We start from the raw sequence: 24,925 nt of genomic DNA, 5'->3' as shown, positions 1-24,925 counted from the left end.
GGGCCCGCGTGTACCATCGCCGGCCATGCAGCTGCAGCCCGGTTCTCCGCCGCTCGGCATCCCGATGGTCTACCTCGTCGACGACGAGGCCGTCGTGCGCGACGCGCTGGCCTGGCTGCTGCGTTCGCGCCGGCGCCTGTCCGAAGGTTTCGCGAATGCCGATGCCTTCGAAGCCTGGCTCGCAACGCGCGACATTGCCGGCGGCTGGCCCGATGCGCCCTCGTGCCTGCTGCTCGACGTGCGCATGCCGGGCACCAGCGGCCTGCAGCTGTTCGACCGGCTGGTCGAGCGCGGACTCATCGACCGGCTTCCGGTGATCTTCCTGACCGGCCATGGCGACGTGCCGACCGCGGTCGCCGCCGTCAAGCACGGCGCCTTCGATTTCGTCGAGAAGCCGTTCTCGGACAACGCGCTGGTCGACCGCGTCGAGCTGGCGCTGCAGGCCAGCGCCGAGGCGATCGGCCGGCTGCGCCAGCGCCAGCAGGTGGCGCGCGCGGTCGCCGAGCTGACCGACCGCGAGCGCGACGTGATGCAGCGCGTGATCGAAGGCCTGCCGAACAAGCTGATCGCCGACGCACTGGGCATCAGCGTGCGCACCGTCGAGGTCCATCGCGCGCGCATGTTCGACAAGATGAACGTGCGTTCGGCGGTCGAGCTCACCAATCTGCTGCGCGAGCACGGCACCGGCAACGGCTGAACCCGCTGCGACAATGCCGGGGATGGTCTGCCCCCAGCTCACTTCGTTCGCGGCCCCCGAGGGGCGCTCAGTGCCCTTCGGGCGGCCGGGCGGGCACTGATGTCCCTCGGCGAATTCGACCTGATCGCGAAGTACTTCCAGCGGCCGGCGCGCCATGCGCTGCTCGGCATCGGCGACGACTGCGCGCTGATCGCGCCGACACCGGGCATGCAGCTGGCGATCTCCTGCGACATGCTGGTCGAAGGCCGGCACTTCCTGTCGACGGTCGATCCCGAGCGGCTCGGCCACAAGGCGCTGGCGGTCAACCTGAGCGACCTGGCGGCCTGCGGCGCGCGGCCGCTGGCCTACACGCTGGCGCTGGCGCTGCCGCGCGTCGATGAAGGTTTCCTCGAAGGTTTCGCGCGCGGGCTGCATGCGCTGGCCGATGCGCAGGGCATCGAGCTGATCGGCGGCGACACCACCGCCGGGCCGCTCAATTTATGCGTTACGGTGTTCGGCGAGGTGCCGCCCGGCCGCGCGCTGCGGCGCGACGGCGCGCGGCCCGGCGAGGCGCTGTGGGTCAGCCATCCGCTGGGCGGCGGCATCGGCGATGCGCGGCTCGCCCTGGAAGTCTTCCGCGGCCGCCTGTCGCTGCCCGGCGAGGGCTTCGAGCGCGCGCGCGCGGCGATGGAGCTGCCGCAGCCGCGCGTGACGCTGGGCCTCGCGCTGCGCGGGCTGGCAACCAGCGCGATCGACCTGAGCGACGGCCTGGTGGGCGACCTCGGCCACGTGCTGCGGCGCTCCGGCGTCGGCGCGCGCATCGATGCCGACGCGCTGCCGCAGAGCGCGGTGCTGGCGGCGCAGCCGCTGCCCTGGCGCCGCGAATGCACGCTGGCCGGCGGCGACGATTACGAGCTGCTGTTCACCGCACCGGCCACGGCCGATGCCGCGGTGCGCGAGGCGGCACACGGCGCCGGCGTCGGCGTTACCCGCATCGGCCGCATCGAGGCCGAGCCGGGGCTGCGGGTGATCGACGATGCCGGCCAGGCGGTGGCCGTCGGCCAGGGCTTCGACCACTTCAAGTCATGACGGCCCAAGTCGCCACGGCCGGCTTCATGCTGCGCCACCCCGCGCACTGGATCGCACTGGGCTTCGGCAGCGGGCTGTCGCCGTGGGCGCCCGGCACCGTCGGCACCTTGTGGGCCTGGGTGGCTTTCCTGGTACTCGACCGCTGGCTCGACGACTTCGGCTGGGGCCTGCTGCTGATCGGCAGCCTGTTCGTCGGCTGGTGGGCCTGCACGCGCACCGCGCGCGACCTGGGCCTGTCCGACCCCGGCGCGATCGTCTGGGACGAGGTGCTCGCCTTCTGGCTCGTGTTGTGGCTGGTGATGCCGGCCGGCTTCGTCGGCCAGGCCATCGCGTTCGCGCTGTTCCGCCTGTTCGACGCCGCGAAGCCCGGCCCGGTCGGCTGGGCCGATCGGCTCTTCAAGCTGCGGCCGGGCACGGCGATCGGCTGGCGCGAGGGTTTCGGCATCCTGTTCGACGACCTGGTGGCGGCGCTGTGCACGCTGCTGCCGATCGCGCTGTGGCGGGCCGCATGAACGTCGTCGAGCACCTGGCCGAGCGACTGCGTGTGCACGGCTGGCGCCTGGCGACCGCCGAGAGCTGCACCGGCGGCCTGATCGCCGGCGCCTGCACCGAGCTGGCCGGCTCGAGCGACTGGTTCGAGCGCGGCTTCGTGACCTACAGCAACGCGGCGAAGAGCGAGCTGCTCGGCGTGGCGCCGGCGCTGATTGCCGCGCATGGCGCGGTCAGCGAGCCGGTCGCGCGGGCGATGGTCGAAGGTGCGCTGCAGCACTCCCCCGCCGACTGGGCCGTCGCGGTGACCGGCATCGCCGGCCCGGGGGGCGGCAGCTTGGACAAGCCGGTGGGGCTCGTCTGGCTGGCGTGGCTGCAGCGCGGCGGCGCGGCGCACGTGGAGCGCAAAGTCTTCGAAGGCGATCGTGCGGCGGTGCGCGCGGCAACCGTGGCCCTTGCGCTCGCCGGCCTGCTCGAAAGGATCGACCGTCGATGAACCTGCTGCTGGCCGGAACCTGGGACCCGGGCGAAGAAGCGGCGTGGGCGCAGGCGCTGCGCGCCGCATTGCCGGCTCATCGACTGCTGCTCGCGCGCGACGCCGTGACCCCCATCGACGCCGCGATCGTCGCCAATCCACCGCCCGGCAGCCTGCAGGGCCTGCCGGCGCTGAGATTGATCCAGTCGCTGTGGGCGGGTGTCGACCGCCTGCTCGGCGACGCCACGCTGCCCGATGGCGTGCCCGTCGCGCGCATGGTCGATCCGGCGATGAATGCGGCCATGGCCGAAACCGCGCTGTGGGCCGTGCTGGCGCTGCAGCGCGACTTCTTCCGCTATGCCGCGCAGCAGCGTGAACGGGTCTGGCACGTGCTGCCGCAGCGCCGTGCCGACGAGGTCACGGTGCTGGTGCTCGGCTGCGGCCAGATGGGGCGCGGCGCGGCGCGGCGGCTGCAGCAGCAGGGCTATCGCGTCGCCGCCTGGAGCCGCAACGCCGTCGCGGCCGAGCCGGGCGTCACGCTGTACTACGGGCGCGACGGCCTCGACGCCGCGCTGCCGCAGGCGCATATCGTGATCAACCTGCTGCCGCTGACGCCTGAAACGCGCGGCCTGCTGGACGCGAGCTTCTTCGCCGCCATGCCGGCCGGCGCCGGGGTGGTCAACCTGGCACGCGGCGCGCATCTGGTCGAAGCGCACCTGCTCGCCGCGCTGGCCAGCGGGCGCATCGCGCATGCGGTGCTCGACGTCTTCGCGCACGAGCCGCTGCCGCCGGAGCATCCGTTCTGGCGCCATGAGTACATCACCGTGCTGCCGCATGCCGCGGCGCAGACCGACCTGCGCAGCGCAGCGCGCATCGCCGCCGACAACATCGAGGCGCTCGCCGCCGGCCGGCCGCTCGCCAACCTCGTCGATCGAACTCGGGGCTATTGACTCGCCTGCTGACTCGGCTCGAGCGCCAGCCGCAGCAGCACCGGGGCGTGCCCGCGCCGGGGCGGCGGCGCGGCGACCGCCTGCGTCAGCAGCAGCGCCAGCCGGCGGATCGCCTCCCAGGGCTCGAGCGGCCACTGCGGATGCTTCAGGCCCTTGATCACGCCGTCGCAGGTGCTGGCGGCTTCGACCAGGTGGGCCAGCTGGTGCGCGCTGAGCAGCGGCAGCACGCGTTCGAAGAGCCGCTCCTTCAGGCCCCAGACACGCGCCTCGCGCAGCGCCACCGGCAGCGGCTTGCCGTCGCCGAGCGCGTCGTGCGCGGCCTTCAGCGCGAGGATGTCGCCGGCCAGCGTCCAGTGCACCAGCACCGTCGCCTCGCCTTCGGCGCGCAGGCCGTCGAGCATGCGCAGCACGCGCGCCGTCTGGCCGGCGAGCACCGCCTCGCCGAGCTTGAAGACGTCGTAGCGGGCGACGTTCAACACCGCCGATTCGACCTGCTCGAAGGCCAGCGTGCCGGCCGGGTACAGCAGCGCCAGCTTCTGCAGCTCCTGGTGCGCGGCCAGCAGGTTGCCTTCGACGCGGTCGGCGAAGAAGGCCAGCGTGCGCTGCCCCGGCTCGCCATCCTCGACGCGCTGCTGCTGCGCCGCCAGCCGCTGCGCCAGCCATTGCGGCAGCGCGCGGCGCTCGATCGGGTCGACGCGGATCGTCACGCCGGCTGAGTCGAGCGCCGTGAACCAGGCACCCTGCTGCTGCTGGCGATCGAGCTTGGGGCAGTGCACGATCGTCAGCACGTCCTCGTTGAGGCCGTCGCAATAACGCTTCAAGGCCTCGGAGCCGTCCTTGCCCGGCTTGCCGTTCGGAATCCGGATCTCGATCAGCTGGCGCTCGGCGAACAGGCTCATCGCCTGCGCCGCGCCGAGCAGACCCGACCAGTCGAAGTGCGCGCCACTGACGGTGAAGACCTTGCGTTCACCGTAGCCGGCGGCGCGTGCAGCGGCGCGGATCGCATCGCCGGCTTCCTGCGCCAGCAGCGGCTCGTCGCCGTGCACCGTGTAGATCGGCTTCAGGCCGCGGGCGAGGTGCGTCGATAGCTGATCGGAGCGCAGCTGCATCGGTTCAGGTTTTCTTGACTTCGGCCAGGCGCCGCATCAGCAGCAGCACGATGTCGGTCTGCAGCGCCGCGTAGAGCTGCTGCTCCTCCTGCTCCTTGGCGAGCGCGAAGGTCTCGCTGTAACTCATGTCGCGCGCCAGCTGCAGGGTGGTGTCGGGGATGTACTCGCGGCCGCCCGGCGTCGTCAACCGGAAGTCCAGCCGCACGCGCAGCTGCACGCCGCGCACCTGGCCGGCGGCGGTCAGCGCGGTGACGCTGCGCTCGCGCCGGTCGACCAGCGCCTGCAGCACCGCTTCGGCGCGGTTGACGCTCTCGACGACCTCGACCGTCGGCTCCAGCGTGCGCTTGAGCTCCTCGGCCAGCGGCGAACGCGGCGCGAAGCCGGCCAGCGCGAGGCGGCTGAACGGCAGCTCGGGCGCACGCCGCAGTTGGAAACCGCAGCCGGCGAGGGCGGCCGGCAGCAGCACGAGCAGCGAACGCCTCAACATGCGTCAGACGACGACGTTGACCAGCCGGCCCGGCACGACCACGACCTTCTTCGCCGGCTTGCCTTCGCCGAACTTCGCGAATTCGGGCGAGGCCAGCGCCGCTGCTTCGATCGCCGCCTTGTCGGCATTGGCCGGCACGCGGATCGTGCCGCGCGTCTTGCCGCCGATCTGCAGCACGAGCTCGATCTGGTCGAGCTTCAGCGCCGCCTCGTCGACCTGCGGCCACGGTGCATCGAGCAGCTCGCCCAGTTCGGCAGCAAAGCCGAGCTCGACCCACAGCCCCTGCGCGATGTGCGGGCAGGCCGGGTACAGCGTGCGCAGCAGCACCGAGGCGCCCTCGCGCAGCACCGCGTTCGCTGCCGCGCTGCCGTCGCCCTTGAAGCCTTCGAGCGCATTCAGCAGCTTCATCGCCCCCGAGACGACGGTGTTGTACTGCATGCGCTCGTAGTCGAAGCTGATCTGCTTGAGGACCGAGTGCACCTCGTGGCGCAGCGCCTTGGCGTCGTCCGGCAGTGCGGCCGGCATTGCAGCAGCATCGCGCAGCGCGTCGGCATGCTTGGCGCCGAACGCCCACACGCGGCGCAGGAAGCGGTGCGCACCCTCGACGCCGGCGTCGTTCCACTCCAGCGTCTGCTCGGGCGGCGACGCGAACATCACGAACAGGCGCGCAGTATCGGCGCCGTAGCGGTCGATCAGCTCCTGCGGGTCGACGCCGTTGTTCTTCGACTTCGACATCGTCGTCATCTCGTAGTCGAGCGGCGTGCCGTCGGCCTTCAGCTTGCCGCCGACCACCTGGCCATGCTCGTTGGTGATGACGTCGACCTCGTGCTCCCAGTGGTAGTGCTTGCCGCCCTCGGCGGGCTTGTGCGAGAAGGCGCCCTTCAGCACCATGCCCTGCGTCAGCAGCTTCGTGAAGGGTTCGCTGACCTGCACCAGGCCCAGGTCGCGCATCACCTTGGTCCAGAAGCGTGCGTACAGCAGGTGCAGGATCGCGTGCTCGATGCCGCCGATGTACTGGTCCATGCCCGGCCCGCCGGCCGGCGAGGCGACCGGCGGCATCCAGTACTGCGTGCCTTCGGCGACCATCACTTCAGCGTTCTGCGGATCGCAATAACGCATGAAGTACCACGACGAGTCGACGAAGGTGTCCATCGTGTCGGTCTCGCGGCGCGCCGCCTTGCCGCAGACCGGGCAGGACGCGGCCAGGAAGTCGGCGCGCTTGTTCAGCGGGTTGCCGCTGCCGTCCGGAATGCAGTCCTCCGGCAGCACGACCGGCAGGTCGGCTTCAGGCACCGGCACCGCGCCATGCTCGTCGCAGTGGATGATCGGGATCGGCGTGCCCCAGTAGCGCTGGCGGCTGACGCCCCAGTCGCGCAGGCGCCAGGTGGTCTTCTTCTCGCCCAGGCCCTGCGCCGCCAGCAGCTCGGCGATCTTGTCGACCGCGGCCTTGTAGTCCAGGCCATCGATGACGCCCGAATCCACGCAGCGGCCGCGCTGCTTGTCGGCATACCACTCGGCCCAGGCGTCGGTGCTGTAGGTCTCGCCGTCGACCGCGATGACCTGCCTGATCGGCAGACCGTACTTCTTCGCGAATGCGAAGTCGCGCTCGTCGTGCGCCGGCACGCCCATCACCGCGCCGTCGCCGTAGCTCATCAGCACGTAGTTGCCGACCCACACCTCGACCTGCGCGCCGGTCAGCGGGTGCGTGACGACGAGGCCGGTGGGCAGGCCCTTCTTTTCCTGCGTCGCCAGCTCGGCTTCGGTGTGGCCGCCGTGCTGGCATTCGGCGATGAAGGCGGCCAGCGCCGGGTTCGACGCCGCGGCATGGGCGGCCAGCGGATGCTCGGGCGCGACGGCGCAGAAGGTCACGCCCATGATCGTGTCGGCGCGCGTCGTGAAGACCCACAGCCGGCCGTCGTTGATCAATGCGCCGCTGCCATCGCGGATCGTGTGCGGGAAGGCGAAGCGCAGGCCCTCGCTCTTGCCGATCCAGTTCTCCTGCATCAGCCGCACGCGCTCGGGCCAGCCGGCCAGGTAGTGCGGGTCGTCGGGATTGGTCACCGCCGACAGCAGCTCGTCGGCGTAGCCGGTGATCTTCAGGTAGTAGCCGGGGATCTCGCGCTTCTCGATCAGCGCGCCCGAGCGCCAGCCGCGGCCATCGATGACCTGCTCGTTGGCCAGCACGGTCTGGTCGACCGGGTCCCAGTTCACGACCTGCGTGCGGCGCTCGGCGATGCCCTTGTCGAGCATCTTCAGGAACAGCCACTGGTTCCACTTGTAGTAGGTCGGGTCGCAGGTGGCGACCTCGCGCGACCAGTCGATCGCCAGGCCCATCGCCTGCATCTGGCCCTTCATGTGGGCGATGTTCGAATAGGTCCACTGCGCGGGCGGCACCTTGTTCTTCATCGCGGCGTTTTCCGCCGGCAGGCCGAACGCATCCCAGCCCATCGGCATCAACACGTTCATGCCCTTCATGCGCAGCTGGCGCGTGAGCATGTCGTTGATCGTGTAGTTGCGCACATGCCCCATGTGCAGCTTGCCGCTCGGGTACGGCAGCATCGAGCAGGCGTAGAACTTCGGCTTGGTCTGATCTTCGGTGACGCGGTAGGCGTCCGTCGCCGTCCAATGCGCCTGGGCGGCGGATTCGACTTCGGCGGGGGCGTATTTCTCGTTCATGGGGCGCGATTGTAGGGAGTGGGCCCCCCAGCGAAGGCCATTCGCGGGCCCCGACTACCTGGCTGGCGCGCTCGCTTCGGTGACGAAGCCGATGCGCACCAACCCGCCTTCGTGCACCAGGCCGATCAGCTCGGCGATGCGGCCGTAGGGCACGCTGCGGTCGGCGCGCAATTGCACCTCGGTGGTCGCGCTGCGCAGCGCGGCCTCGCGCACGCGCAGCTTCAGCTGCTCGGCGCTGATCGCTTCGTCGCCCCAGAACAGCTTGCCCTCGGCATCGACCGCGACGGTGACGTATTGCGCCGCGTCGCTCGGCCGCGCGCCCTCGGTCTTCGGCAGGTCGAGCTTCAGGCTCGAGGTCATCAGCGGCGCGGTGATCATGAAGATCACCAGCAGCACCAGCATCACGTCGATCAGCGGCGTCATGTTGATGTCGCTCATCGGTTTCGAGCCGCTGGCGCGTTCGAGGCGGCCGAAGGCCATGTTCAGGTTTCCCTGGAGGCCCGGCCTTCGAGTGCCATTTCGCGCAGGTCGTGCGCGAAGCCTTCGAGCTCGGCTTCGCAGGCGGCGACCCACTTGCCGAACAGGTTGTAGGCCAGCACCGCGGGGATCGCCACCGCCAGGCCGGCGGCGGTCATGATCAAGGCCTCGCCGACGGGTCCGGACACCTTCTCGATCGTGATCACACCGGCCGCCGAAATGCTGACCAGCGCGTGGTAGATGCCCCAGACGGTGCCGAAGAGCCCGATGAACGGCGCGGTGCTGCCGATCGAGGCCAGCAGCACCTGCCCGAACTGCAGGTGCGCGAGGCCGCGGTGCAGCGCATCACGCAGCCGGCGCGTCAGCTGGGAGGCCAGTGCGCCGTGGGTTTCGAGCGTGCCGCGCGCATCGTGCGGGGCGGTCGCCGCCAGCAGCGGCAGCAACACCTGTTCGCGGTCCAGCGCGGCCAGCCGCTGGCGGCCGGCATCGAGCGACGCGGCGGCCCAGAAGGCCGGCACCGCGCGGCCGATGTCGAAGCGGGCGCGATGCAGGATCCAGGCCTTCCACAGGATCACGACCCAGGCACTGATCGACATCACCAGCAGCAGCACCGCGACCGCACGGGCGATGCCGTCGCTCTGGGTCCAGAACTGGGCCAGGCCTTCCATGGGTCAGGTCAGGCCGAGCACGTCGTTCATCGTGAACAGGCCGTTGGGCTTGTCGGCCAGGAAACGCGCCCCGCGCAGCGCGCCCTGCGCATAGGCGACGCGGCTCGAGCTCTTGTGCGCGATCTCGATGCGCTCGCCGGTGCCGGCGAACAGCACCGTGTGATCGCCGATGATGTCGCCGCCGCGGATGGCAGCGAAACCGATCGTCGACGGGTCGCGCGGGCCGGTGAGACCTTCGCGCGCATAGACCGCGCAGTCCTTCAGATCGCGTCCGAGCGCCTGCGCCAGCACCTCGCCCATCTGCAGCGCGGTGCCGCTCGGCGCATCGACCTTGTGCCGGTGATGGGCCTCGATGACCTCGATGTCGTAGCCCTCGCTCAGCGCGCGCGCCGCCTGGTCGAGCAGCTTCATGACGACATTGACGCCGACGCTCATGTTGGGCGCCAGCATGATCGCGATGTGCTTCGCGTGCTCGGCGATCTGGGCCTTCTGCTCGGCGCTGAAGCCGGTGGTGCCGATCACCGCCTTGACGCCGTGCGCACGGCAGGCAGCGAGGTGCGCCAGCGTGCCCTCGGGCCGCGTGAAGTCGATCAGCACCTGCGCCGGGGCGAGCCCGGCCGCCAGGTCGGCGCTGATCGAGACGCCGGTGCTGCGGCCGAGCGGCGCGCCGGCATCCTGGCCGAGCGCCGCGCTGTCCGCCTGGTCGACCGCGCCGGCCAACCGGCAATCAGTCGTGCCGAGCACCGCTTCGATCAGCATGCGGCCCATGCGCCCGGAGGCGCCGCTGATCGCAATGCGCAGCGGCTCGTTCGCGCCGCTGGTCAAGACGGCTCCAGCGGCGGGTAGCTGCGCACCGCGCCGGCCGGCTCGACGGGAGGCGCCTCGCTGCGCGCCGGGCGCGGCAGCGCCGACTTCTGCGCGTCGGTCAGCTCGAGCACCGGTGTCTTGCCGGTGGCCTTGGTGCGGCTGATCGAAGCGACGAAATCGCGTTCCGACGGCAACGCCGGCGCATCGAGCTTCTTCAGTGCATTGCCTTCGAAGGTGGCGATCACCGAGCGTCGCTGCGGCTCGGTGCCGGGGCGCTTGATCGTGAAGACGTAGTCCCAGCGGTCGGCGTGGAAGATGTCGGTGAGCATCGGCGAGCCGAGGATGTCTCGCACCTGGTCGCGCGTCATGCCGGGCTTGATCTGCGCGACCTGCTCCTGCGTCACGACGTTACCCTGCACGATGTCGATGCGGTAGGGCGTGATGACGCCGAGGAAGTTGCTGTCCGACGACTGCAGCGACGAGCAGGCACCGAGCGCAAGCAGCGCGAACAACAAGAAGGGGCTGCCGAGGCGGCGAGCTGAGTTCAGTGGGGTCATGCGGAGCGCGCCCCAACGCGGCGGGCACGGCGCGGGCGTCTGGATATGATGCGGCGGATTCTAGCGACCTGCCCCGCGCGCCCCTCGCAGCACCTGACGCCATGTCCCACGCCGACGACCTCAAGAGCAGCGGCCTCAAGGCCACGCTGCCCCGCATCAAGATCCTCGAGGTCTTCCAGCGCAGCGAACAGCGCCACATGACCGCCGAGGACGTCTTCAAGGCGCTGCTGGCCGAAGGCGCGGACATCGGGCTGGCCACCGTCTACCGGGTGCTGATGCAGTTCGAGCAGGCGGGCCTGCTGTCGCGCAACCACTTCGAGTCCGGCAAGTCGGTGTTCGAGCTCAACGAGGGCCAGCATCACGACCACCTGGTGTGCCTGACCTGCGGCCGCGTCGAGGAGTTCTTCGACGCCGAGATCGAGAAGCGCCAGCGTGCCGTGGCGCAGACGCGCGGCTTCGACCTGCAGGATCACTCGCTGGCGTTGTACGCGGTGTGCAACAAGAGCCCGTGCCCGCACCGGCCCAAGTAGCCGTCACTCCTCGCCTTGTTCCATCGCGCGCTGGTGGCGTTCGATGAATTCCTGATAGGTGTCGATGCCGCGCAGCTGCAGGATCGTGTTGCGCACTGCCGCTTCGACCAGCACGGCCAGGTTGCGGCCGGCGTCGACGGTGATCACCACCTTGCGCACCGGCAGGCCGAGGATGTCCTCGTACAGCGGCTCGTAGGGCAGGCGCTCGAACTCGCGCTCCATCGTCTCCTTGCGCACCAGGTGGACGATCAGCTTCAGCCGCATCTTCCGGCGCACCGCCGTCTCGCCGAAGATCGCCTTGATGTCGAGCAGGCCGATGCCGCGCACTTCGAGCAGGTTCAGCAGCAGCTCGGGGCAGCGGCCTTCGAGCGAGCTCTGCGATACCTTGTAAAGATCGACCGCGTCGTCGGCGACCAGGCCGTGGCCGCGCGAGATCAGCTCCAGCCCGAGCTCGCTCTTGCCGAGACCGGACTCGCCGGTCAGCAGCACGCCGAGGCCCAGGATGTCCATGAACACGCCATGGCGCGTGATGCGGTCGGCGAACAGCTGCGCGAGGTAGGCGCGCACGATGTCGATGACCTGGCCGGCCGACTCGGAGGTGACGAAGAGCGGGATCTCCGCGCGGTCGCACATCGCCACCAGCCGGTCCGGCGGCGCCACGCCGTCGGCGCCGATCAGCACCGGCGGCTCGAGCGTGACGATGCGCGAGATGCGGCGCTCCTGGTCTTCGACCGTCGACGACGACAGGTAGGCCACCTCGCGGCGGCCGACGATCTGCACCCGGTAAGGGTGGATGTAGTTCAGGTAGCCGACCAGGTCGGCGGCGGATTGCGCGTCGCGCACCGCGGCTTCATCGAAGCGCCGCTCCGGATGGGCGTGGCCGGCGATCCACTCCCAGCGCAGGATCTCTCGATGGGCCTCGAACAGGGCCTCGGCGCTGATCGAGGTGGGTTTCACCGAGCGGTGGCCTCAGTCGGCGCCGGGCCGTTCCCAAGCCGACTGAGCGCCCCTCGGGGGCCGCGAACGAAGTGAGCTGGGGGCTGACATTCTTCAGGCGACCGACTTCAGCGGCGCCCAGTCGGAGATCAGCTTGTGCAGCGTTGCCGAATCCTCGGCGGCTTTCATGCGCTCGCGCAGCTCGCGGTCGGACAACAGCTCGGCAATCTCCGACAGGATCTCCAGGTGGCGTTGCGTCGCGGCTTCGGGCACCAGCAGGAAGATCAGCAGGCTGACCGGTTCGTCGTCGGGCGCGTCGAAGGGAATCGGCTGCTGCACGCGCAGCACCGCCGCCAGCGGGTTCTTCAGACCCTTGATGCGGCCGTGCGGAATGGCCACGCCATGGCCCAGGCCGGTGGAGCCGAGCCGCTCACGGGCAAAGAGGTTGTCGGTGACCGTCGCCCGTGCAATCGAGTGCAGGTTTTCGAACATCAGCCCCGCATGCTCGAAAGCCCGCTTCTTGCTGGTGGCGTCGACATTCACCAGCACATTGCTGGCGGGCAGGATGGCAGCGAGACGGTTCATGGCATTCCCCCCGGATCACGGCGGCTTCAGGCGAGGCGTAAACCGCAGGGCGTGTGACAGAGCAATGATTATAGAAATGCGCTGCCGCAGCGCCGGGTTGACAGCTCCCGCGACTGCGGGATGTTGTCACGGCGCTGCGCCGCGAAACGAAACGGCCCCGTAAGGGGGCCGTCAGCTTCGGACCGTGGCCGCCTGAAGCGGCCGCGCGGTGGGTCGATCAGACCGCGCCGGCGTCCATGCGCTTCGTGGATTGGTGGTGGTGGTTCTGTAGTCGGTCCTTGTGTCGGCACACCTGGCGATCGAGCTTGTCCATCAGCTGGTCGATCGCCGCATAAAGGTCTTCGTGCGACTGTTCGACGAAGATGTCCTTGCCCTTGACGTGGAGGGTGACCTCTGCCTTTTGCCTGCGTTCCTTTTCCGTCAGCTTCTCGACTGTCAGCAGGATGTTGATGTCAACCACCTGGTCGAAATGCCGGGTGACCCGGTCTAGCTTGGTGAGCACGTACTCTCGCAGAGCAGGTGTCACTTCGAGGTGGTGTCCGCTGATCGTCAGGTTCATTCAGAACCTCCTTTGCACGAGGGTTGGCCAAGTCGGGCAGCGGGCCTCAGGCGGGCGTCGAACGGCACACCGCCGCCCGTTGCGAGCCCAGTGTGCAACCGATGCGGCGCGTGTGACAAGTGCATGACCGGGTGTAGCATCCGATGGTTTTGCCGCGGTGGCCGACACCGCTCGCGGCCAGGCCGTGACGCACGAATGCGCCATCGTGCATGCGCAGTGCCGTGAACACACGGAAACGCGCTAAAGTGCGGAATCTGCAGTTAACGATTTGCGCCGACCGATGGCGCGGTCGCGATTGCCGCACCCATCACTCCACCTGAGCGAGCTCGATGAGAAAGAGCGCGACCAACGCCGATGTGCTGTCCACCCGCGAGGCCGCAGAGCGCCTCGGCGTGGCGCTGCGCACGGTGCAGTTGTGGGTCGAAGGCGGCGTGCTGCCGGCCTGGAAGACCGCCGGTGGCCACCGCCGCATCTCGCGCGCGGCCGTCGAGAAGCTGATTGCCGAACGCACCAGCGCGCTGCACGGCGCCGACGAGGCACCGTCGCCGACCGAGAGCGACGAGCGCCGGATGCGCATCCTCGTCGTCGAGGACGATCCCGATCTGCTGCGCCTGTTCTGCATGGTGATCGAAGGCTGGGACATGGCGGTCGAGCTCAGCACCGCCACCAATGGCTTCGAGGCGCTGCTGCGCATAGGCGATCGCTGCCCGGACCTGTTGTTGACCGACCTGAACATGCCGGGCATGGACGGCTTCCGGATGATCGACACGCTGAAGAAGCACCAGCAGGAGCGCGAACAGCTGCGCATCGTCGTCGTCACCGCGCTCGGACCCGCCGAGATCGCGCACCGCGGCGGCTTGCCCGAGGGGGTGAAGGTCTTCACCAAGCCGCTGCCGTTCGACGAGCTCGAAACGCTGGCGCGCGAGCAGTTCGCCCGGCTCGCAGCGCCGGAACTGCAGTAGCGGCGCCGGCGGCGCCTCCGAGCCTCCTGCGCGCTGGAGAAGCGGCATGCTGAACGTTTTCGTGCTGGCCAATGGCAGGCTGGTGCAGGAGGAGATCGAGGACGCCGCGGCGCTGGCACGCACGCAGCCGGTGTGGGTCGATCTCGAAACGCCCTCGCCGATCGAGAAGGGCTGGATCGCAGCCCGCTTCGGCGTCACGATCCCCGAGAACATCGTCGATGACGACCTCGAGGAGTCGGCGCGCTTCTACGAAGAGGACAACGGCGAGCTGCACATCCGCTCGGACTTCCTGATCGACGACGACGTCGCACCGCGCAACGTGCGCGTCGCGTTCATCCTGAAGGACGGTGTGCTGTTTTCGGTGCATGGCGAGGATCTGCCGGTGTTCCGGTTGCTGCGCCTGCGGGCGCGCCGCATTCCGGCACTGATCGGCGACGCGAAGGACGTGCTGCTGAAGCTCTACGACGCCGACGCCGAGTACTCCGCCGACGCGCTCGAAGGCATCTACGACAACCTCGAGCAGGTCAGCGCCCGCGTGCTGAAGCAGGACATCGATGACCAGGCCGCCGGCGCGGCGCTCGGGGCGATCGCCAAGGAGGAAGACCTGAACGGGCGCATCCGCCGCAACGTGATGGACACGCGCCGTGCCGTCAGCTTCATGATGCGCAGCCGCATGCTGAACGCCGAGCAGTTCGAGGAGGCGCGGCAGATCCTGCGCGACATCGACTCGCTCGACTCGCACACCGCATTCCTGTTCGACAAGATCAACTTCCTGATGGACGCCACCGTCGGCTTCATCAACATCAACCAAAACAAGATCATCAAGATCTTCTCGGTCGCGTCGGTTGCGCTGCTGCCGCCGACGCTGATCGCCAGCATTTACGGCATGAATTTCCAGCACATGCCGGAGCTCGGCCAGACCTGGGGCTACCCGTTCGCGCTGGGCCTGATGGTCGCCTCGGTCGCCGCGCCCATCATCTGGTTCCGGCGCAAGGGCTGGCTGCGCTGAGCTGCCGCGAAAGAAAAAGCGCGGTGAGGTGTCTCACCGCGCTTTGCCTTGTTGAAGAAGCCGTGCAGCGCCCTGACGCGAACGAGGGAGGGAGGGAGGAGGAGGAGAAGCGCCTCAGGGTTGCATCCGGTCGCCCGGAAGGCTGCACGGCTGAAAAACAGTCTCGATTCCCATGGGCAAAAAGCGTGCACAACGGAGAACCGATGCCGCATTGACACACGCCTTGGGGAAAAGGTTCCACAGCCTCCGGCAAAACCATCTGAATCCAAGGGCGACAAAGGCTGCGAGAAGAAAGCTCCGCGGGCCACAAAACCGTGCGAATAGCCTGAGAAAGAGCGCTGTAACCGTCGGCAGCCTAGAATCCGCTGTTCCACCCAGGAAGCGCCATGCTCTACCCCGAACTTTTCAAGCAACTCGAGTCCGTTCGCTGGAACATGGATTCCGATATCGGCTGGGACAAGTTCGATCCTGCACTGCTCAGCGAGGAGCAGGCGCAGACGGTGAAGATGAACGCCATCACCGAGTGGGCGGCCTTGCCGGCGACCGAGATGTTCCTGCGCGACAACCGCGACGACAGCGACTTCTCGGCCTTCATGAGCGTCTGGTTCTTCGAGGAGCAGAAGCATTCGCTGGTGCTGATGGAATACCTGCGGCGCTACCGTCCCGACCTGGTGCCGACCGAAGAAGAGCTGCACCAGGTGCGTTTCGAGTTCGACCCGGCGCCGGCCCTCGAAACGCTGATGCTGCACTTCTGCGGCGAGGTGCGGCTGAACCACTGGTACCGGCGCGCGGCCGAGTGGCACACCGAGCCGGTGATCAAGCAGATCTACGAAACCCTGGCGCGTGACGAAGCACGCCACGGCGGCGCCTACCTGCGCTACATGAAGCGCGCGATGACCAAGTTCGGCGACGAAGCGCGCGCCGCGTTCGCCAAGGTCGGCGTGCTGATGGCCAGCGCACGCCGCACGGCGCAGGCGCTGCACCCGACGAACCTGCACGTCAACGCGCAACTGTTTCCGCGTGACACGATCCAGAGCCGGCTGCCGGACCCCGCGTGGCTCGAAACCTGGCTCGACACGCAGATCCAGTTCGATGCGGTCTGGGAGAACAAGGTCGTCGAGCGCATCCTGCACAACATGAGCCTGTTGATGGAGCGCAGCTTCGCCAGCGTGCAGGAGCTGAACCGCTACCGCAAGGAGCTGACCGTCGCGTTGGCCAAGCGCGCCGCAGGCGGCGGCGCCGAGCCCCAGCCGGCCTGAGCACGCCCTAGCGCGCCGGTCGGTTGACCAGCGCGATGCCGACGGCGACCGCCGCGCAAGCGATCAGCAGGCGCGCGGTCAAGGGCTCGTGCAGCAGCCCGACGCCGGCCAGCAGCCCGAACAAGGGCGTCAGCAGCGTGAAGGCGGCCAGACGCGTCGCCGGGTAGTGCCGGATCAGCCAGAACCACAGCAGGTAGCTGGCGAAACAGACGATCACCGTCTGGTAGCCGAGCAGCGCCAGCGCCCCCGCGCCCCATTGCACGGGCCAGGCCTCGCCGGCGACCCACGCCGCCGCGCCGAGCGCGACGCCCGAGATCGCCAGCTGGTACAGCAGCGTCTGCTCCGGCGACGCCGTCGTCAGCCGGCTGCCGCGGATCACCAGCGTCGTGCCGCCCCACAGCAGCGCCGCGGCGACGCCGAGCGCATCGCCGAGCCATTGCCGGTCGCCGACGGTCGGCGACTGCCAGCCTTCGGCGAAGGCCCAGGCGACGCCGGCGAATGCAGCCCCCAGCCCGATCAGCTGCACCGCGTCCGGGCGCTCGCTCTTCGCCACCAGCGGCATGCCGAGCGCGACGACGAAGGGCGCGAGGTAGATGAAGACGATCATCCGCGACGCCGAGGTGTATTGCAGGCCGACGAAGATGCAGCCGAACTCGAGCGCGAACAGCAGCCCGGCCAGCACGCCGCCCTTCAGCGTGCCGTTGCCGACGCCCAGCAATATGCCGCGATGGCGCGCCCACAGCGCGACCAGCACCGCCGCGCCCAGCGAGCGCAGCGCCGCCTGCGTCAGCGGCGGCACGCTGGCCAGCGTCAGCTTGGTCGCGACCTGGTTCAGGCCCCACAGCGCGCAGCACAGCAGCAACAGGCCGATGGCCAGCGGATCGAGGTGCGTCTTGCGTTCGGTCATTGAGCCCCCCTACGGTGCTGCGCACCGGTCCCCCCAAGGGGGGTGAGCCCGGACGTCGGTCGTCCAGCGGACGAACGACGCCTGGCGAACGGCTGGCCCGCAAGGGCCAGCCTGTCCGAGCCAGCTTCGGGCGGCCGGGCGCTGGCTCATCGCCGGATCAGCAAAGCAGCACACAGCACGCCGGCCAGGCTGCCGCTGGCGTGCGCAGCGGGCGCGATCAGGATGTCCCAGCCCGGCACGGTGCGCAGCGGACCGCGCCAGGGCGCTTCGAACCAGACCTTGATCGCCAGTCCGGCCAGCAGCGCGACGCCGACCAGCGGCCGCAGCAACGGCTTCGAGCGCAGCAGCTGCCACGCGGCGACGGCGACACCCGCGTGCAGCACGCCCGACAGCCCGCCGTAGTGGTGCAGCGATGGCTGCAGCATGAGCGCGACGTGGGTCAATGGCCAGGCGATGAACCACGCCATCGCGGCGCGCTGGCCGCAGCCTGCTGCGCGGCCGAGCAAAGCGACCAGCAGCAGCCCGAGCAGGTTGGCACCGAGGTGCAGCCCGCTCCAGTGCACGAACGCAGCGGTCCACCAGCGCCAGGGCTGGCTTGCTGCGAGGCCGGGCTGCCAGTCCCAGCGCTGCGCCGGCAACCACCACACGACGAGGCTGCCGATCGCCAGCAGCGCCGCCAGCGCGGTCCAGGCCGCGGCTAGCCGAAAACGGCCTGCCACAGCGCGAGGATCGCGTCGCGTTCGGCGGCCAGCAAGGGCGCGGCGAATTGCGTCGTCTGTTCGTCCAGCCGCGCGCGGTGCTGCGCGCGGCGCAGCTCGCGGTAGGCGTTGGCCGCGGCCAGCCCGATGCCGGCGGGCAGCAGACCGGCGGCTTCGGCGCGCTGCAGCAGTGCGATGTTGCCGGCGTTGTCGAGCAGCGGCGGCTGCGTCACGCCAAACGCGAGCACCAGGTACTGGACGACGAATTCGGCGTCCATCATGCCGCCCGGGCTGTGCTTGACGTCGAAGAGCGCGGGTTTCACCGGCCGCGCGTGCCGCACCTTGTCGCGCATGCCGACGACCTCGCGCTCGAGCGCTTCGATGTCGCGCGGCGCGGCCAGCACCTGGCGGCGCACCGCCTCGAAACGTTCGGCGAGGTCGGGTGAGCCGGCGCAGAAGCGCGCTCGCGTCAGCGCCTGGTGCTCCCAGGTCCACGCCGTGTTGCCGCCGCGGCCGATCTGGTAGCGCTCGAAGGCGGCGATGGAGGTCACCAGCAGCCCCGAGTTGCCATTCGGTCGCAGGGCGGTGTCGATGTCGAACAGCTCGCCGGCGCCGGTGCGCAAGGTCAGCCAGGTGATCAGCTTGCGCACGCAGTGGCCGTAGACCTCCTGCGCGCGGTCGGCGTCGGGCTCGTCGGCATCGTCGTAGAGGAAGACGACGTCGAGATCGCTGCCGTAGCCGAGCTCCTTGCCGCCGAGCTTGCCGTAGGCGATCACCGCGAAGCGCGGTGACTCGCGGTGGCGTTGCTTCAGGCGCGGCCAGGCCCAGCGCAGCGTGATGTCGACGGTGGCATCGGCCAGCGCCGACAGGTCGTCGGCGACCTGCTCGACGGTGATCAGGCCTTCGACGTCGCGCACCAGCGTGCGGAAGACCTCGGCGTGGTGTGCGTGGCGCACCGTGTCGAGCAGCGATTCTTCGTCGGCCTGGCCGCTGCGCTCCCACGCCGCATGGCGTTCCTCGAGCGAGGCGACGTACTCGGCGCGGTCGAAGCGGCCATGCAGCAGCCGCGAGTCGGCCAGCTCGTCGATCACGCCGGGGTGGCGCATCAGGTAGCGCATCGGCCAGCGCGCCAGGCCGAGCAGGCGCAGCAGGCGCTTCAGCACCGCCGGGCGTTCGACCAGCAGCGCGAGGTAGCTGTCGCGGCGCAGCAGCGGCTCGAGCCAGTCGATGAAGCGCAGCGCGGCGTCGAGCGTGCACGAGCCCTCGTCGACGCAGGCAGCGGCGCGTTGCACCAGCTTGCCCAGGCGCAGCTTGCCGTCGTCGCGCAGGTTCTGCACGCGCGGCTGCGCGCACCACTGGCGCACGCGCTCGGCGAGCTCGGGCGGCAGCTTCTCGGCCAGCGCTTCGTTGTCCAGCGGCAGCGGGCCGCTGCCGCACTGCCGGCAGCCGTTCTTGCCGCCGTTGGGCGCCGGTGCCTGGCCGTCGTGCAGCAGCGCGTCGAACTCGGTCGCCACCAGCTCGCGGATCTCGCACAGCCGGTCGAGCAGCTCGCAGGCATCGGGGCGGCAGGCGGCCAGGCCCATCGATCGGGCGATCCAGGTCAGGTCGCCGTCCTGCGTCGGCAGCAGGTGGGTCTGCTGGTCGTCGAGGTACTGGATGCGGTGCTCGACGCGGCGCAGGAAGGTGTAGCCGGCGGCCAGCTTGTCGGCGGTCTCGGGCTTCATCAGTCCGCGTGCGGTCAGCCGTCCCAGCGCCTTCAGCGTCGAGCGGGTGCGGATCTCGGGGTACTGGCCGCCGCGCACGACGAGCAGCAGCTGCACGATGAACTCGATCTCGCGGATCCCGCCGCGCGACAGCTTGACGTCGTTGGCGCGCTCGGGCCGGCCGGCGGCGCGGCGCTGCGCTTCCTCGCGGATCTTGCGATGCAGCTGGCGCAAGCCCTCGAAGATGCCGTAGTCGAGGTAGCGCCGGTAGACGAAGGCGGTGACCAGCGAGCGCAACGGCAGCGCGCGGCCGCTGGTCACTGCGCTGCGCGGCGCGACGACGCGGCTCTTGAGCCACGCGAAGCGCTCCCATTCGCGGCCCTGGACCTGGAAATACTCCTCCAGCATCGCCATGCTGACGACCGGCGGGCCGGAGTTGCCGTTGGGCCGCAGCGCCAGGTCGACGCGGAACACGAAGCCGTCGTCGGTGTTCTCGCCGATCAGCGTGTACAGCCGCTTGGCGACCGCCGAGAAGTATTCGTGCGCGCTGCGGCCGGGCACGCCGTTGAGGCCGGGCGTCTGGCCGTCGTCCTCGTAGACGTAGATCAGGTCGATGTCGGACGAGACGTTCAGCTCGCGCGCGCCGAGCTTGCCCATGCCGATGATCCAGAAGTCGATCGGCTGGCCATCGGCATCGAGCGGCGCACCGCTGCGCTCATCCTCGTCGGTGCGCGCCTGCGCCAGCGCGCGCTCGAGCGTCGCTTCGGCCAGCGCGGTCATCGACGCGGTGATGTCGGCCAGCGTCGCCTGCTGCTCGACGTCGAGCACCGCCAGCCGCTCGAGCACCAGCTGGCGCGCGACGCGCAGCGCCGAGGCCAGCGTGCGGCCATCGGCATGCAGCCGCTCGACCAGCGTGGTGATGATCGCCGCATCGGGCAAACCCGCAGGCAGCATGTCGAGCTCGGCCGCGTAGCGGCGCCGGATGCGCTGCACGTAGCGGCTGTGTTGGGCCGAGGCGGCCAACGGAAGTTCGGAGAGGTCGGAACCCATCGATTGCGCCGAAGTCTGTGTGCTAGATTGCCCCGATCGCCGGGGCGCTCCGGCGGCTCGATTGCTTCGTCAGCAGGCGTCGCTGCGTTCTACAACCGACTGCGTGCTGCTGATCCCTCATTCATGTCTTCCTCGCCGTTCGCCGCCGACACGCCGGCTCGTCCACCGGCTCGCGCATGGCGCTGGTGGCGTGCCGGCTTGCGGTGGGGGGCCTGGGGCCTGTTTGCGGCCTGGAGCTTATGCCTCGTCGCGTGGCTGACTCTGCATTGGGGGATTCTGCCTCGCCTGGACGACTGGCGTCCGCGCATCGAGGCGCAGGCCAGCCGCGCGCTGGGGGCACCGGTCGAGATCGGCCGCATCGAGGTGCGCTCGTCGGGCTGGGTGCCGGCCTTCGAGCTGAAGGACGTGATCCTGCGAGACCGCAAGGGGCGCGAGGCGCTGCGGCTGCCGCGCATCGCTGCCGCGCTGTCGGTGCCGGCGATGCTCGGGTTGCACCTGCGCTTCGAGCAGCTGCTGATCGACGATGCGCGGCTCGAGGTGCGGCGCGATGCGCAGGGCCGCATCCATGTCGCCGGCATGGATGTCGAGGGGGAGTCGGTCGGCGACGGCCAGCAATTCGCCGACTGGGTCTTCGAGCAGCATGAGTTCGTGATCCGCCGCGGCACGCTGCGCTGGATCGACGAGCAGCGCGCGGCACCGGCGCTGGCCTTGTCCGACGTGCAGCTGGTGCTGCGCAACCGCGCCCGCACGCACGAGCTGCGGCTCGATGCCACGCCGCCGCTGGCCTGGGGTGAGCGCTTCCACCTCGTCGCGCAGGCGCGCCGGCCGCTGTTCGCGCGCGCCGGCGACTGGCAGCGCTGGCGCGGCACGCTGCATGCCGACCTGCCGCAGGCGAGCTTCACCGAGCTGCGCCGCCACGTCGACCTGCCGTTCGAGCTGTCGCAAGGCAGCGGCGCCCTGCGCGCCTGGGTCGACTTCGACCAGGGCCTGGCGCGCGGCGCGACGCTCGATGTCGCGCTGAACGATGTCTCGGTGCGGCTCGGCCGCGGCCTGCCGCCGCTGGCCCTGGCACAGGCGAGCGGCCGGCTGGTGGCCGAGCGCCAGCCCGAGGGCGTTCGCTTGCTCGCCAGCGGTTTCGCCTTCACCACCGCCGAGGGCCAGGTCTGGCCGGCGGGCAACCTGTCGCTGTCGTGGCGCCAACGCCAGCCGCAGCGTGCCGGCGAGACGGCGGCCGACCATCCGATCACCGGCGGCGAGCTGGCGATCGACCATGCCGACCTGGCGGTGACCGCCGAGCTGGCCGAACGGCTGCCGCTGGGCGCGGGCGTGCGCAAGCTGCTGGCCGAGCTGGCGCCGCAAGGCCAGGCCAGCGGGCTCGCCGGCAGCTGGCAGGGACCGCTCGACGCGCCCGAGCGCTACCAGGTCAAGGCCAGCGTCAAGGCGATGTCGATCGCCGCGGCGGCGTCGTCGCCGGGGGTGGTCGGGCGGCCCGGCTGGCGCGGCGCGGAGGTCGAGTTGAGCGCCAGCGAAAGCGGCGGCCAGGCCAAGCTGGCGCTGGCCGACGGCGCGCTCGAGTTCCCCGGCGTCTTCGAGCAGCCGGTGGTGCCACTGCAGCGTTTCGCCGCGCAGCTGCAGTGGCGCATCGAGCCGCCAGCTTCGGGCGACGGCGCGCGGCGCATCAGCCTGAAGGTCGACAATGCGCGCTTCGAGAACGCCGACGCGCAGGGCGAGCTCAGCGCCAGCTGGCGCACCGGCGCCGGCGCGGGCTTCGGCCGCGGCGCGCGGCTGCCCGGCGTGCTCGAGATGACCGGCAAGCTGACGCAGGGCCGCGCCACCAGCGTCGTGCGCTACCTGCCGCTCGGCCTCGGGCCCGGCGCGCGCGATTACGTCGGCCGCGCGGTGCAGGCCGGGCGCATCACGTCGGCGAGCTTCCGCGTCAAGGGCGACCTGTCGGACTTTCCGTACCTGAACCGCAAGGACGGCGAGTTCCGCGTCACCGGCCAAGTGCAGGGCGTCACGCTGGCCTACGTGCCCGCGGCCCCGGGCGCGGCGCCGGCGTGGCCGGCGTTCACCGACCTGAGCGGCGAGCTGGTGTTCGAGCGCGCCGGCATGTTGATCCGCCAGGCACGCGGCAGGCTGTGGGGCCTGGAGCTGCACGACGTCAATGGCGCGATCGCGGAGCTGGGAAGCGAGCAGCGCACGCTGGTGATCGACGGCAAGGTGCGGGGCCCGGCCGCTGATTTCCTGCGTTATGTCAACGCGACACCGGTGGGCGACTGGACCGAGCGCGCGTTGGCGAGCTCCAGCATCGGCGGCGCCGCGGAGCTGCAGCTGGCGCTGAACCTGCCGCTGACCCACCTCGACCGCTCGACCGTCAAGGGCAGCGTGATGCTGCAAGGCGGCGACGTGCGCGTGCGGCCGGAGTCGCCGCTGCTCGCCGCGGCGCGCGGCCGCATCGACTTCACGCACAAGGGCGTGCAGGTCATCGGCGCCACCGCGCGCCTGTATGGCGGCGACGCGGTGATCGATGGCGGCACGCAGCCCGACGGCAGCCTGCGCTTCACCGCCAGCGGCCAGGCCAGCGCCGAAGGCCTGCGCCGTGCGCCCGAGCTGGCCAGCTACGCCCGCTGGACCGCGCGGCTGCAGGGCCAGGCCGCCTACCGCGCGCAGCTGGCCATCGTGCATGGCCATCCGGAGCTGCAGATCAGCAGCCCGCTCGCCGGGCTGGCGGTCGATCTGCCGCCGCCGCTGCGCAAGCCCGCCGATGCGAGCTGGCCGCTGAAGCTGCAGACGGTGCTGACGCCCGAAACACGCGGCCAGGCCGGCGTGCCGGCGCGTGACGTGCTGCGTGTCGAGCTCGGCAGCGTGCTGCAGGCGCACTACCTGCGCGATGTCTCGAAAGACTCGCCGCAGGTGCTGCGCGGCGCGCTGGCCGTGCAGGCCCCACTGCCGGAGATGGTGCCGGGCGGGCGTGCGGTGCTCGAGCCCGGCGCGCTGAACGCCGACACCTGGCAGGCGCTGCTGGGTGCGTCGGGCGCTGCCGGCGCCGCGGGCGCGGTCGACGGCGCCTACCTGCCGCAGTCGGTGCAGCTGAAGACACCCGAGCTGGTTTTCGGCGGCCGCAAGCTGACGCAGCTGACGCTCGGCCTGACGCGCCACGGCAGCGGCGCCGACGAAGCCTGGCGCGCGGTGGTCAGTGCCGACCAGGTGCAGGGCGAGATCGACTACCGCGAGCCGCGCGGACCGGCCAGCGCCGGCCGCATCCACGCGCGGCTGGCGCGGCTGTCGCTGCCGAAGGCCGATGCCGAGGGCGTCGAGCGGCTGCTCGAGCAGGCGCCCGCCAGCGTGCCGGCGCTCGACATCCAGGTCGAGGACTTCGAGCTGCGCGGCAAGAAGCTCGGCAAGCTGGTCGTCGAGGCGGTCAACCGCGGCGCCAGCGGCGTCGAGTCGGCGCGCGAGTGGCGGCTCAACAACCTCAGCCTGCACACGCCCGAGGGCCAGCTCTCGGCCACCGGCCAATGGGGCTACGTGATGGGCGCGCCGCAGCGCCGACGCATGGCCATGGACTTCCGGCTCGACATCGCCGACGGCGGCGGCCTGCTCGAGCGGCTCGGCTTCGGCCGCGTGGTGCGCGGCGGCAAGGGCCGGCTGCAGGGGCAGCTCGGCTGGGCCGGCTCGCCGCTCGACTTCGACGTGCCGACGCTCGACGGCCAGATGACGCTGACGCTCGACGCCGGGCAGTTCCTCAAGGCCGAGCCCGGCGTCGGCCGCCTGCTCGGCGTGTTGAGCCTGCAGGCGCTGCCGCGCCGGCTGGCGCTGGATTTCCGCGATGTCTTCGAAGAAGGTTTTGCCTTCGACAACGCGAGCGGCGACCTGCGGCTCGAACGCGGCATCGCGCGCACCAACAACCTGCGCCTGCGCGGCGTGCAGGCCGCCGTGCTGATGGAAGGCTCGGCCGACGTGATGCGCGAGACGCAGGACCTGCGCGTGATCGTCGTGCCGGAGATCAATGCCGGCACCGCGTCGCTGGCCTATGCGGCGATTCATCCTGCGATCGGGCTCGGCACCTTCCTCGGCCAGTGGTTGCTGCGCGGGCCGCTGGCGGAGGCCAATACGCGCGAGTTCCGCATCAGCGGCTCGTGGGACGATCCGAAGGTGATCAAGATCGAGCGCAAGCCCGGCGAGCCGGCACCGGTGATTCCGCCCATCCCCGCCGCCGCCGCCGCTTCGGTGCCGCCGCGCAATCCCTGACCTCGACCCGCCACGC

The 24,925-nt window shown here is 70.3% G+C and carries 23 protein-coding genes; 10 read left to right on the top strand and 13 right to left on the bottom strand.

What is annotated here, in order from left to right; translation table 11 throughout:
- Positions 1–25: 25 nt before the first annotated feature.
- From HLB44_RS04605 to HLB44_RS04585, 5 genes are all read left to right on the top strand, one after another.
- Positions 26–697: a response regulator transcription factor gene (locus tag HLB44_RS04605; protein WP_246312032.1), complete on the top strand. Its 672-nt coding sequence runs from the start codon at positions 26–28 to the stop codon at positions 695–697.
- Positions 698–796: 99 nt separating this feature from the next.
- Positions 797–1,765 (top strand): thiamine-phosphate kinase, encoded by a 969-nt coding sequence (thiL, locus tag HLB44_RS04600; RefSeq protein WP_173121023.1) that lies wholly within the window; start codon positions 797–799, stop codon positions 1,763–1,765.
- Positions 1,762–2,277 carry a phosphatidylglycerophosphatase A family protein gene (locus HLB44_RS04595; RefSeq protein ID WP_173121021.1) on the top strand — a complete coding sequence of 172 codons (516 nt, stop codon included), beginning with the start codon at positions 1,762–1,764 and terminating at the stop codon, positions 2,275–2,277. Before thiL ends, HLB44_RS04595 begins: the two co-directional genes overlap by 4 nt.
- The gene (locus tag HLB44_RS04590) at positions 2,274–2,750 is read left to right on the top strand and encodes a CinA family protein (RefSeq protein WP_173121019.1); all 477 of its coding nucleotides are present in this window, start codon (positions 2,274–2,276) and stop codon (positions 2,748–2,750) included. The genes HLB44_RS04595 and HLB44_RS04590 overlap by 4 nt, the downstream gene beginning before the upstream one ends.
- Entirely contained in the window at positions 2,747–3,679 is a 933-nt protein-coding gene (locus HLB44_RS04585) for a 2-hydroxyacid dehydrogenase (RefSeq protein ID WP_173121017.1), read from the top strand. Before HLB44_RS04590 ends, HLB44_RS04585 begins: the two co-directional genes overlap by 4 nt.
- On the opposite strand, the gene holA is transcribed toward HLB44_RS04585, so the two are convergent.
- The 7 genes from holA to HLB44_RS04550 are packed head-to-tail and all read right to left on the bottom strand — an operon-like array spanning position 3,673 to position 10,460.
- Complete coding sequence (holA, locus tag HLB44_RS04580; RefSeq protein ID WP_173121015.1) at positions 3,673–4,788, bottom strand: DNA polymerase III subunit delta; 1,116 nt, start codon at positions 4,786–4,788, stop codon at positions 3,673–3,675. The genes HLB44_RS04585 and holA overlap by 7 nt on opposite strands.
- 4 nt (positions 4,789–4,792) lie before the next feature.
- A complete protein-coding gene (locus HLB44_RS04575) occupies positions 4,793–5,275 on the bottom strand; it encodes an LPS-assembly lipoprotein LptE (RefSeq protein WP_173121013.1) in 483 nt (160 codons plus the stop codon).
- A gap of 3 nt (positions 5,276–5,278) precedes the next feature.
- Entirely contained in the window at positions 5,279–7,951 is a 2,673-nt protein-coding gene (gene leuS / locus HLB44_RS04570) for a leucine--tRNA ligase (RefSeq protein WP_173121011.1), read from the bottom strand.
- 54 nt (positions 7,952–8,005) lie between these two features.
- Complete coding sequence (locus tag HLB44_RS04565; protein WP_173121009.1) at positions 8,006–8,431, bottom strand: ExbD/TolR family protein; 426 nt, start codon at positions 8,429–8,431, stop codon at positions 8,006–8,008.
- 2 nt (positions 8,432–8,433) lie between these two features.
- On the bottom strand, positions 8,434–9,096 hold the full coding sequence (locus HLB44_RS04560; protein ID WP_173121007.1) for a MotA/TolQ/ExbB proton channel family protein: 663 nt from the start codon (positions 9,094–9,096) through the stop codon (positions 8,434–8,436).
- Between the two features lie 3 nt (positions 9,097–9,099).
- Positions 9,100–9,921 carry a 4-hydroxy-tetrahydrodipicolinate reductase gene (gene dapB / locus HLB44_RS04555; protein ID WP_281375105.1) on the bottom strand — a complete coding sequence of 274 codons (822 nt, stop codon included), beginning with the start codon at positions 9,919–9,921 and terminating at the stop codon, positions 9,100–9,102.
- The gene (locus HLB44_RS04550; protein ID WP_173121005.1) at positions 9,918–10,460 is read right to left on the bottom strand and encodes an outer membrane protein assembly factor BamE; all 543 of its coding nucleotides are present in this window, start codon (positions 10,458–10,460) and stop codon (positions 9,918–9,920) included. Before HLB44_RS04550 ends, dapB begins: the two co-directional genes overlap by 4 nt.
- Positions 10,461–10,561: 101 nt before the next feature.
- Here HLB44_RS04550 and fur point away from each other — a divergent pair, with 101 nt between their 5' ends.
- Complete coding sequence (gene fur, locus HLB44_RS04545) at positions 10,562–10,990, top strand: ferric iron uptake transcriptional regulator (protein WP_173121003.1); 429 nt, start codon at positions 10,562–10,564, stop codon at positions 10,988–10,990.
- Positions 10,991–10,993: 3 nt separating this feature from the next.
- Here the strand turns inward: fur and hprK are convergent, their stop codons facing one another.
- The 3 genes from hprK to hpf form a co-directional block, all read right to left on the bottom strand.
- A complete protein-coding gene (hprK, locus tag HLB44_RS04540; protein ID WP_173121001.1) occupies positions 10,994–11,947 on the bottom strand; it encodes an HPr(Ser) kinase/phosphatase in 954 nt (317 codons plus the stop codon).
- Positions 11,948–12,040: 93 nt separating this feature from the next.
- On the bottom strand, positions 12,041–12,511 hold the full coding sequence (locus HLB44_RS04535) for a PTS sugar transporter subunit IIA (RefSeq protein ID WP_173120999.1): 471 nt from the start codon (positions 12,509–12,511) through the stop codon (positions 12,041–12,043).
- A 217-nt stretch (positions 12,512–12,728) separates the two neighbouring features.
- Complete coding sequence (hpf, locus tag HLB44_RS04530) at positions 12,729–13,070, bottom strand: ribosome hibernation-promoting factor, HPF/YfiA family (protein ID WP_173120997.1); 342 nt, start codon at positions 13,068–13,070, stop codon at positions 12,729–12,731.
- Positions 13,071–13,399: 329 nt separating this feature from the next.
- Here hpf and HLB44_RS04525 point away from each other — a divergent pair, with 329 nt between their 5' ends.
- The 3 genes from HLB44_RS04525 (at position 13,400) to HLB44_RS04515 (ending at position 16,300) form a co-directional block, all read left to right on the top strand.
- On the top strand, positions 13,400–14,032 hold the full coding sequence (locus HLB44_RS04525; protein WP_173120995.1) for a response regulator: 633 nt from the start codon (positions 13,400–13,402) through the stop codon (positions 14,030–14,032).
- A gap of 46 nt (positions 14,033–14,078) precedes the next feature.
- Entirely contained in the window at positions 14,079–15,041 is a 963-nt protein-coding gene (gene corA / locus HLB44_RS04520) for a magnesium/cobalt transporter CorA (RefSeq protein ID WP_173120993.1), read from the top strand.
- A 386-nt stretch (positions 15,042–15,427) separates the two neighbouring features.
- Positions 15,428–16,300 (top strand): ferritin family protein, encoded by an 873-nt coding sequence (locus tag HLB44_RS04515; RefSeq protein WP_173120991.1) that lies wholly within the window; start codon positions 15,428–15,430, stop codon positions 16,298–16,300.
- 7 nt (positions 16,301–16,307) lie between these two features.
- On the opposite strand, the gene HLB44_RS04510 is transcribed toward HLB44_RS04515, so the two are convergent.
- From HLB44_RS04510 to glnE, 3 genes are all read right to left on the bottom strand, one after another.
- Entirely contained in the window at positions 16,308–17,207 is a 900-nt protein-coding gene (locus tag HLB44_RS04510) for a DMT family transporter (protein ID WP_173120989.1), read from the bottom strand.
- 146 nt (positions 17,208–17,353) lie between these two features.
- A complete protein-coding gene (gene rrtA, locus HLB44_RS04505) occupies positions 17,354–17,926 on the bottom strand; it encodes a rhombosortase (protein WP_173120987.1) in 573 nt (190 codons plus the stop codon).
- Complete coding sequence (glnE, locus tag HLB44_RS04500; protein WP_173120985.1) at positions 17,905–20,658, bottom strand: bifunctional [glutamate--ammonia ligase]-adenylyl-L-tyrosine phosphorylase/[glutamate--ammonia-ligase] adenylyltransferase; 2,754 nt, start codon at positions 20,656–20,658, stop codon at positions 17,905–17,907. Before glnE ends, rrtA begins: the two co-directional genes overlap by 22 nt.
- A gap of 123 nt (positions 20,659–20,781) precedes the next feature.
- Between glnE and HLB44_RS04495 the strand changes: the two genes are divergently transcribed.
- On the top strand, positions 20,782–24,909 hold the full coding sequence (locus tag HLB44_RS04495) for a YhdP family protein (RefSeq protein WP_173120983.1): 4,128 nt from the start codon (positions 20,782–20,784) through the stop codon (positions 24,907–24,909).
- Positions 24,910–24,925: the final 16 nt, after the last annotated feature.

The sequence above is a fragment of the Pseudaquabacterium terrae genome (genome assembly GCF_013266755.1).
Lineage (GTDB): Bacteria > Pseudomonadota > Gammaproteobacteria > Burkholderiales > Burkholderiaceae_C > Pseudaquabacterium > Pseudaquabacterium terrae.
This window is presented reverse-complemented; position numbering and strand designations above follow the sequence as displayed.